Source organism: Nosocomiicoccus massiliensis (assembly GCF_000438455.1).
Taxonomy (GTDB): domain Bacteria; phylum Bacillota; class Bacilli; order Staphylococcales; family Salinicoccaceae; genus Nosocomiicoccus; species Nosocomiicoccus massiliensis.
This window is the reverse complement of sequence record NZ_CAVG010000104.1, coordinates 1-2,141: the sequence shown is the minus strand read 5'-3', so window position 1 is coordinate 2,141 and position 2,141 is coordinate 1. Positions and strand designations below refer to the sequence as shown.

The following is a 2,141-nucleotide window of genomic DNA, read 5'->3' as shown; positions in this document are numbered from 1 at the left end:
ATAAAAGAGTTCGGGTTTTAAATGTTCTGAAAATATATTTCATATATTAATTTTTCGATTTAAAATAACTGAAAATTTTCAATATATAAACTTTAAAAACAGTGTACTAAATCCTTGATAAACGTTGATATAAAGCCTATACTATACATAGTAAAGAAAACAAGCACATGAAATAAATTAAAAATTACAGGAGGAAAAAACATTGTATAGCACTCAAATTATTCCAGTTGAACAACGTATCAAGGAGTTTAAAGCAGAAGCTCTGAACAACAAAACAATTAAACAAAGAAGAAATAGTCGTAAATCTACAAATATTTTCTCAAAATTACTTGGTTAATTCGTATTTTTATGAACACAAATAGATTAAAACCGAAGTCGATAGACTTCGGTTTTTTATTTTTATATTAAGTTTAATTGCCAAGATACACCAAATGGATCTGTGACCCATGCAAACTGTCTGCTGAAACCATAGTCCTCTAATGGCATTAATATAGATCCTTTAGATTTTATTTTTTCATAAATTGTAATCAACTCATCCATGGAGTCACATTCGATAAAGAAACTCATACTCGGAGTAAATTTTGATGACTCTGATACATTCGCGTCGTTTAAAATGACTGGATTACCATTTATTGTAATCAAGCTTTGCATCACTTTGCCTGCCATTTCTCCACTTTCAAAGTAATTAATAAAAACGACTTCTACATCTTTAAAAACTGATTGGTAAAACTGAATTGCTTCTTCTGCTCGACCTTCAAACATCAAAAACGGCGTCATTGATTTCATTCATTACATCCTTTCTATTGTTAGTTGATTGAATCTAATCCTGTTCTGTCATTGATTAAACGTATTAAATCTTATAAAATTAAAGTGTTATATAAAATAAAAGGAGTCGGTTAAATGATAGCAAAAAACAGAAAAAAAGTTGAAAACTTTAATAAGCGAAAACTTTCGTTTAATAAAAATTGGACTGTTCAAACGCTAATCAATGCGTTTGTTATCATCGTCGGCTCTTTTGTCTTTGCGATTGGGATTAATACATTCATGATCGGTGGTCACCTTGCTGAAGGTGGGGTCATCGGTATATCGATCATACTTTACTATGCGTTTGGTTGGTCTACTGCCCTTACGAACTTACTCATAAACGTTGTAATATTAGCTATCGGTTTTAAGTTTTTATCTCGTAGAGCAATGTATTATACAATATTTACAATACCGATGACGTCAATCATGTTATGGATAACAGCGGATTGGCAAATGGATTTTGAAAATATCATCGTAAACATGGTGTTTGGTGGTATTTTAATCGGTATGGGAATTGGTTTAATATTTAGAGTCGGTGCAACGACTGCTGGAACTACAATTCTAGCGCGTATTGCGAACAAATACTTAGACGTAAACGTGTCGTATGCATTACTGTTCTTTGACTTAATCATTGTGACAGTTGGTTTAACAGTCGTTCCATTAGAACGTGTGTTACTGACAGTCATTGCTTTATACATCGCAACAAAAGTAATGGACTTTATCATTGAAGGTATGAATCCGAAAAAAGCAGTGACGATTATTTCAACCAAGCCAGAATTACTCGCTGAACACGTTGCGAATGATATTAAACGCGGTGTAACAATCATGCATGGTCGAGGATACTATACACAAGAAAACAAAGATGTATTATACGTTGTTATTAATAAAAACCAGCTCGGACGTTTAAAACGTGTCATTAAAAAATATGATGAATCAGCGTTTGTTGTTGTCCACGATGTAAACGACGTGCTCGGTAACTTTATAATTTAAGGAGAGAACGATGGAACTACAATTATATTTTCATAATAAAGAAGTAGAGCTATTACCAGAAACAGTGTTTGAGTTTTTAAATTCAGATCAATGGTTTTTAAATAATATTAATGGTTTGTCACGTATTTCTTATGAATCAAATAATGAAAATACGAGAGATGAAGGTACGCCTTTTGTAGTCACATATAATGGAACAGACTATAAAGGAAAGATTAACAAATATGTCGAAAATAGAAGACTAGAAATTACGATATTTGGTTACGATTATATTATTAAAACGATGATTAATATCGTACCAGTTGAGTCACGTTCAGAAGTCGTTATTTCATCAGTGCTAGAAACACATT

4 protein-coding genes are annotated in these 2,141 nt (G+C 31.8%); 3 read left to right on the top strand and 1 reads right to left on the bottom strand.

The features are described 5' to 3' along the window. Positions 1-202 precede the first annotated feature (202 nt). Complete coding sequence (locus TJ68_RS08765; RefSeq protein WP_256374324.1) at positions 203-337, top strand: hypothetical protein; 135 nt, start codon at positions 203-205, stop codon at positions 335-337. Positions 338-399: 62 nt separating this feature from the next. On the opposite strand, the gene TJ68_RS04695 is transcribed toward TJ68_RS08765, so the two are convergent. After that, positions 400-786 carry a VOC family protein gene (locus TJ68_RS04695; protein WP_040929015.1) on the bottom strand — a complete coding sequence of 129 codons (387 nt, stop codon included), beginning with the start codon at positions 784-786 and terminating at the stop codon, positions 400-402. A 114-nt stretch (positions 787-900) separates the two neighbouring features. Here TJ68_RS04695 and TJ68_RS04690 point away from each other — a divergent pair, with 114 nt between their 5' ends. Together TJ68_RS04690 and TJ68_RS04685 are read left to right on the top strand one after the other, a co-directional pair. After that, entirely contained in the window at positions 901-1,794 is an 894-nt protein-coding gene (locus tag TJ68_RS04690; RefSeq protein ID WP_081643668.1) for a YitT family protein, read from the top strand. A 10-nt stretch (positions 1,795-1,804) separates the two neighbouring features. Beyond that, positions 1,805-2,141: hypothetical protein (locus TJ68_RS04685; RefSeq protein WP_040929014.1), on the top strand; the 337-nt coding region annotated here is incomplete at its 3' end.

Excerpts from the sequence above, each read along its gene's own strand:
- TJ68_RS04695 (WP_040929015.1), bottom strand. The coding sequence starts at position 786 with ATGAAATCAATGACGCCGTTTTTGATGTTTGAAGGTCGAGCAGAAGAA.
- TJ68_RS04690 (WP_081643668.1), top strand. The coding sequence starts at position 901 with ATGATAGCAAAAAACAGAAAAAAAGTTGAAAACTTTAATAAGCGAAAA.